Origin of the sequence: Hydrocoleum sp. CS-953 (assembly GCF_002260545.1) — a bacterium.
Lineage (GTDB): Bacteria > Cyanobacteriota > Cyanobacteriia > Cyanobacteriales > Microcoleaceae > Trichodesmium.
The window spans coordinates 1-6990 of the sequence record NZ_LGSU01001117.1 but is presented as its reverse complement, the minus strand read 5'-3'; the positions used below and the strand labels follow the sequence as shown (position 1 = coordinate 6990).

Genomic DNA, 6990 nt, shown 5'->3' with positions numbered 1-6990 from the left:
CTCCCCTACTCCCCCACTCCCCTACTCTCAATCTATAATTTTAAATAGACCCCAAATGGGTTCTATAGGGGACTTATATTTGACGAAAAAGATAATTTAAGGTACAAAAAAGTTCATGTAAACCTATTAATTCTGGCTCCTGACTTCTGACTCCTTTGAAGTACACTAACTATTTGTAGCAAACATTTATAAAATTGCTGTTATACCTTAATTTTTCGGTAAGATACAGCAGTTTCCGAAGCTATGAGGTACGGTTGTTTTTATTCTTTTCTATTCCATATTTCCTGTTCCCTCAAACCTAAAATTTTGTCATAACAACAGGAATTGCTGTATCTAATATCAACTCGATTTCTACACTTGAAAAATCATAGCCACCCATCACCAATGCCAAAAAAATATCAATAGATAGCATAAAAATTTGTAGGGGTCTGTCTACCAAACCCCTACACCAACAATCTTTTTTTATAATAGGATTACTATACCAAATCCAGTTATTATAAATACCTTATCCTTCACCAGGTTAAACCTAAATTTATTCTCCTCAAGAAAAGTCTTACTATTATATTAGCTAAATCGGAAAAAGTGACAACTAATAATTAATAAAAATCCTTGCCGATCAACGCTGACTGCCGATTGCATATCCCTATTTATATCTAAATATTAGTGTCTGAAAAGAATATTGTTCCAGACCTAATTTTTGTCTACAACTATATAATTAGCTAATTCTAATTTTTCCTTAGCTTCTTGACTGACAACAAAATCAATAAATTCTTGAGTTCCAGAAGTAGGTTCAGGAGAAAAAATAATCCCGATAGTTTGACTCATTTTATATTTACCATTCTGTATATTAACTTTGTTAGGAAAGGTATTATTAATACTGAGTATATTAATACTAAATTCTTTTAGCTCTTCCGAGTTTGGCATAACACCAATACTGTAAGGTGTAGTTGCTACAGCTTCAAGAATTTCATCGTCTTCTTGAAAAATAATTGCTGTTGAAATAACTTGAAGATTTTCTCCTAAAATATTTTCTCGCAAAATCTCCTTTTCTGTTTCATCTTCAGGTATGTCTAATAAAACAATCTTAGCATCAGGTCCCCCTAACTCTTTCCAGTTGCTAATAGTACCATTGTAGATACTTTGAATTTGCTCCGTGCTAAGATTGGAAACTCCTTTAACATTTTCATTAGTAATCAAAACCAGGAAATTTTTCACTATAGGTATGTATTTAAAATTTTCTGGTGTTTCTGCTGCTGTCAATTCCTTACTAATAACTCCGATATTAATTAACCCATCCTGAACACCTCTAATACCACCACTACTTTGACTACTAGGCATAAAAGTAATTTTAATGGAGTTATTTTTATAAGCATCTGCTAATATTTCCATGATGGGATAACCTTCAGAAGAACCACCTATTTTAATTTCTTCCTGAGCAGTTTCTTGACTCCCACTATTCCCTGTACAACTGGTCACGGTTGCCACAGTTAATATTCCCATAAATGCAATTAATAAATTTTTCAGTTTCATATATTACTCACTAAATAAATGAACTAAACTATGGCAGGGATAAAAAGAATGAGGAACATTCAATAATTGATAATGGATAATTGATAATTACCTCTACCTCAAAGGAAGAGGATTGAATAAAACGAAAATAAATTCATTGTTTCTCTTGAAATAGAACGCTTTAAACCTTAATTATTCGGTAAAAAAACATATCCTAGCCTAAAATTCATCATCTTCAATCAAAAAAATAAAGTGAGAATTTGACTTCTAACTTCTAACTTCGTTAAAATTCCTAATCTTCCTCAATATACTCTGCTATATTTGGTAATTCTCCGATTTTAGCAGTAAGTAATTGCGGACCAGCAATCACAATTTTTGTTGCACCTTCTTCTACAACCTCAAAAATATATTCCTCTATAGTACGTCTTTCTACTACTTCCTGACTTTCTAATTCCACTTCCTTTCCTTTTGCTTTGCGTTTCACCCGTTTCAAAACATCACCAGCTAAAGCGCGATAACCTTCCAACATAGAATTTTGTAATTTATGCAAAGGATTAGATCCCAACCAACCACTCTGCCCCAATTCACCAATAACATCATGAATTGAGTTATTATTAATAAAAAATACAACTCTCAATTTAGTTTGATTTTGTTGTGCTTCTGAGACTGCTTTCCACATTGCTTTATCGTAAGCGTAGGGGTTTGCAACCACCAACCAGATACTCATTTCTTACACTCCCAACCCAAATAAAGGCCAATAAAATTTCGCCATTACCAAGAATATCAAAGTCCCCACTAATTTTAGCAACAAGCCACGCTTAAAAGCTTCAGAAGGCGACACATAACCACTACCCATAATAATGGCCATTACCGGGGTACTAACTGGTAACAGAAAAGCTAAACCCGATGGTAGAGTAATACCCAAAGTCATTGCCCTTGGATCTATTCCATATTTAGCAGCCAAAGCAAGTCCAACTGGCATCAAAACTGCCACCGCAGCAGCATTACTCATTCCCTCTGTCAAAAAAGTAATAATCAAAACCATTGCCACAAAACAAACAATACCAGAATTAATCCACGATNGGTACTAACTGGTAACAGAAAAGCTAAACCCGATGGTAGAGTAATACCCAAAGTCATTGCCCTTGGATCTATTCCATATTTAGCAGCCAAAGCAAGTCCAACTGGCATCAAAACTGCCACCGCAGCAGCATTACTCATTCCCTCTGTCAAAAAAGTAATAATCAAAACCATTGCCACAAAACAAACAATACCAGAATTAATCCACGATCCCAATAAAGTTTCTGCCAATGCTTGTGCTGCTCCCGTATCTCTTAAAACTGCACTTAGAGCAATAGCACTACCATACATCAAAAAAATACCCCAGTTAACATCCTCTTCTACTTCTTGCCAACTTGCTAAACCACAAATGAAGCTACACATCACCCCAAAAAAAGCTATTGTATCTAGTCCCCAAGCTTTTCCTCTAAAAATCCATAACAAAACTATTCCCGTCACTAATACCAATGTACCAACTTCTCTCGATGAAATTGCGCCCAGGCTTTTTGCTCTAATTCCCAGAAATTTTCGGGCATTAGATAAAGAAACTACTTGACCTTTTCCTATTCGTAATAGAAGAAAATAACAAACTATTAACATGAGGACAACTAAAGGAATAGACCAAATAAACCACTCCACAAAGGTGATATCGTATTCTCCTTTTGTTGTGCTGCGCAAAACTCCTAATGCTAGAGGCGCTCTCGCGCCCCCCAGTAAAGTTGCGATACCACCAATACCGCAACCCCATCCCAAGGCTAAAAATGCTGCTAGGCCAAAACGTCCACCTGGTTTAGCCCCTGCTGCTTGGACAACTTCTATAACCACCGGGAATAGCATGGCCGTGACTGCATAAGAACTAATCACAAAGGACATTACCGCTGAAAGAATTAAAATCGAGGCAATTAGGGTATTTTGACTATTGCCAAAACGGGAAACTACTGTTAAAGCAAGACGAGTGCTAAGTCCGGAGCGTTGAATGGGACTGGCTAGAATAAATGCTCCTAATACAAAGAATACTGCTTTGTTGCCGAAATAGGCATAAGTTTCTGTAGCGGACATGCTGCCACTGAGAGGAATTAAAAATAGTACCATTAAGCCTGTGACTGCTACTGGTAGGGTATTAGTNTATTACGCGCTTTTATTCTAAGCGATCCCATTCAACGTTCCAGACTTAGCACTCGTCTTTCTTTAACAGTATTTTCCCGTTTTGACAATAGTCAAAATACCCTGACTATTGCCAAAACGGGAAACTACTGTTAAAGCAAGACGAGTGCTAAGTCCGGAGCGTTGAATGGGACTGGCTAGAATAAATGCTCCTAATACAAAGAATACTGCTTTGTTGCCGAAATAGGCATAAGTTTCTGTAGCGGACATGCTGCCACTGAGAGGAATTAAAAATAGTACCATTAAGCCTGTGACTGCTACTGGTAGGGTATTAGTTGCCCACAAGAAAGCTGTAACTCCAAATACTGCTAAGGCTCCTTTTGCTTCTTTTTCTACTCCTGTCATGGGAAACAGAAGAATTCCTACATAGATAAGTGCGGCAGCTACAAACCAAAGCCAACGGTACTGAGGTTGACGAAGTATTCGTAACCAAGTACCAATATGTTTGATGTTTTCCATTGATGATGAATAATAAGTTTTAACGTAGAGATTTGATTATACTTAGTTACAGAATTTGAAAAGAGGGAACAGGAAGGATTAAAATTAAATTTTTATTGAAAAAATTTACTGGTAGATTCTTTTTTAGGGAGATTCAGATAATCTTTTGAGTTGACAATTACTTTTATTACTGATTTAGTATTTACATCTTAGAAAATTAGATATTAATTGTTACAAGGTAAATATTTACCTTATCATAGTCAACATCTTAAGTCAATAGATTAATCGAATTTTAAATCCCTTTTTTGTCAGGATTTAAACTTTGTTTTTAAGAGGATTTTGTAAATGGAAAATAATAATCAAACAGGTGTAACAGTATGGTTTACTGGTTTAAGCGGTGCGGGTAAAACTACTCTAAGTTTCGCTGTTGCAGAAGAGTTGCGATCGCTTGGTTATACAGTAGAAATTCTTGATAGTACCGTTGTACGTCAAGATATTGGTAAAAGTTTGGGTTTTAGTAAAGCTGACCGAGATGAAAATATCCGCAGAATTGGCTTTTTAGCCCATCTTTTAACTCGTAATCGTGTGATTGTTTTAGTATCTGCTATTTCTCCTTATAATGAAGTTCGTTCCGAGGTAAGAAAACGCATTGGGAACTTTATTGAAGTATATGTTAATGCACCTCTAGAAGTTTGTGAAGCACGGGATAACAAAGGACTTTATCAACTTGCTAGAGCAAGAGAAATTCAAGAATTTACTGGTATTGACTTACCTTATGAAGCACCAACTAATCCTGATATTGAATGTCGCACTGACTTGGAAACAGTCGCAGAAAGTAAAGAAAAAGTTATACTCAAAATGGTGAATTCAGGTTATTTAAAACCTCGTAATTTTCCCGATAGTAATGCTTATTTTTTCGAGATTTAAAAGAAGAATGGAAGCAGGAAGAAGGCTTCAATAATTGATAATTGATAATGGATAATTGATAATTACCTCTCCCTAAAAATCAGAGGATTGAATCAAAGGAATATTTTTTCTTGTTTCTCCTTTAAAGGAAAGGCTTTAAACCTTAATTATTCGGTAAATTTTGTATTTTGAAATAAAAGGGTAAAACGATAAAGATATCTATAGTAATCCCGGCATAAGTTGCAATATTTTATAGTAGTGGTTTGGTCTCCCAAAGCAAGCATAAATGGGATTAGGAAACCAAACCCCTACAGTTTTTTTCACAAATTATTTCCACTTACCAATGGATAATTGATAATTAAGCAGGTACACAAAATTAATTACACATTTTGTCATACTGAATCCTTTATACTGTATGCTTCATATCACATTAGGGTAGGTTATTTCAGTTATCAGTTAACAGTTAGCCTCCTACGGAGGAGCTTTCCTTCGGAATGCTAGCGCAAANGTGGTTTGGTCTCCCAAAGCAAGCATAAATGGGATTAGGAAACCAAACCCCTACAGCTTTTTTCACAAATTATTTCCACTTACCAATGGATAATTGATAATTAAGCAGGTACACAAAATTAATTACACATTTTGTCATACTGAATCCTTTATACTGTATGCTTCATATCACATTAGGGTAGGTTATTTCAGTTATCAGTTAACAGTTAGCCTCCTACGGAGGAGCTTTCCTTCGGAATGCTAGCGCAAACATGTCGCGCAGCGTTTTGCTGGCGCACAACTTTCGTATAGGGAATGCTCCGCAAACGTTAACGCCTGTCGCCGACATATAAAGCGGAGCTTTGCGTCAGCAAAACAGTAACCTCTGGCTGTTTGCGCAGCATGACAAACGGAAACCCAGAGGTTTGAAATAATGAACTTTTATCTTTTCATCCCCTTAAAAGGGGAGGCTTTGAACCTCTTTTTTTGGTAAACACTAAACAATTTTGTCATGGTGCTTATGCTCAAAAATAATTATCCATTATTAATTATCCATTATCAATTAATGAACTTCTTCCTTTTTAGCTATTTTGATAGAATTTCGTTCTTAATCTTTTTAATTCTGTCTCAAGTAGCTGATTTTGAGATTTTAATAACTCCAACTCTGTCTGAGAATTATACAGCTGACTTCGTAATTTTTCTAATTCTGACTCAACAGTTTGAAGTTGAGGTTTTAAGACATTCAGTTTATCCTGAGATTGTATTGCAATAGGTCGAAATTTTGCTAATTGCTCCTGAAATTGTAAGACTTCAGATTTTAATATTTCCATCTCATATTGTTCTGGATGAATTTCAATTTTTTCACCATTATAAATATGATTAACTACTTCTCCTGTGATAATATTCTTAACTTCTTTGAAATGAATTCTATGTATAAATGGATCGGAAAGTAAGGGAATATAATACATACAATCAGAAAAATAATAATGTGTCACCTGACTATATCTAGTTCGATTTTTATCTAAAACTGGACTGCCTCCATGAAGTAAATTTGCTGCCCAAATTAAAGCTTGTCCTTTCTTTACATAAAGTTCTACTTTTTCCAAACTATTGTGTTCAATTAATGACTGTAAAAACTCTTGATATATAGGATAAGTATCATAAGGTTTATTCTGATAACTGCCTGTAATTCCCAAATCGTTTAAATCAAAAGTTGGTAATTTATGACTCCCAGGATAATAATGTAGCGGACCGTTATTGGCATCTATATCTTCCAGAGCTACCCAAACTCCACACATAAATCTACTTGGAATTGAACTAAAATGTATACTGTCACTATGGGTAGTTTTGTTCAGTACCAAACCTGAAATTTAGGGTTTGAAAAGGGATTGGTTCTCGCTGATAAAGTATTTTTAATAGATTAATAAT

7 protein-coding genes and 1 pseudogene are annotated in these 6990 nt (G+C 35.1%); 1 reads left to right on the top strand and 7 read right to left on the bottom strand.

All coding sequences use genetic code 11. The features are described from left to right. Positions 1–298: 298 nt before the first annotated feature. The 6 genes and pseudogenes from AFK68_RS36935 to AFK68_RS17215 form a co-directional block, all read right to left on the bottom strand. Positions 299–439, bottom strand: coding sequence for a hypothetical protein (locus AFK68_RS36935; RefSeq protein ID WP_168186520.1), 141 nt, complete (start codon positions 437–439; stop codon positions 299–301). 251 nt (positions 440–690) lie between these two features. Continuing rightward, the gene (locus tag AFK68_RS17235) at positions 691–1530 is read right to left on the bottom strand and encodes a substrate-binding domain-containing protein (protein ID WP_094673836.1); all 840 of its coding nucleotides are present in this window, start codon (positions 1528–1530) and stop codon (positions 691–693) included. A 271-nt stretch (positions 1531–1801) separates the two neighbouring features. After that, positions 1802–2236, bottom strand: a complete 435-nt coding sequence (locus AFK68_RS17230; RefSeq protein WP_094673835.1) for a hypothetical protein — start codon at positions 2234–2236, stop codon at positions 1802–1804. Between the two features lie 3 nt (positions 2237–2239). Beyond that, positions 2240–2560 (bottom strand): anion permease, encoded by a 321-nt coding sequence (locus tag AFK68_RS17225; RefSeq protein WP_256386596.1) that lies wholly within the window; start codon positions 2558–2560, stop codon positions 2240–2242. 32 nt (positions 2561–2592) lie between these two features. Beyond that, positions 2593–3693 (bottom strand): annotated as a pseudogene (locus AFK68_RS17220) (SLC13 family permease); the annotation flags it as partial. A gap of 63 nt (positions 3694–3756) precedes the next feature. After that, complete coding sequence (locus AFK68_RS17215) at positions 3757–4191, bottom strand: SLC13 family permease (RefSeq protein WP_246844245.1); 435 nt, start codon at positions 4189–4191, stop codon at positions 3757–3759. A 324-nt stretch (positions 4192–4515) separates the two neighbouring features. Here AFK68_RS17215 and cysC point away from each other — a divergent pair, with 324 nt between their 5' ends. Next, positions 4516–5097, top strand: a complete 582-nt coding sequence (cysC, locus tag AFK68_RS17210) for an adenylyl-sulfate kinase (protein ID WP_094673834.1) — start codon at positions 4516–4518, stop codon at positions 5095–5097. Between the two features lie 1046 nt (positions 5098–6143). Here cysC and AFK68_RS17205 read toward each other — a convergent pair. Further along, on the bottom strand, positions 6144–6860 hold the full coding sequence (locus AFK68_RS17205; RefSeq protein ID WP_246844244.1) for a phytanoyl-CoA dioxygenase family protein: 717 nt from the start codon (positions 6858–6860) through the stop codon (positions 6144–6146). Positions 6861–6990: the final 130 nt, after the last annotated feature.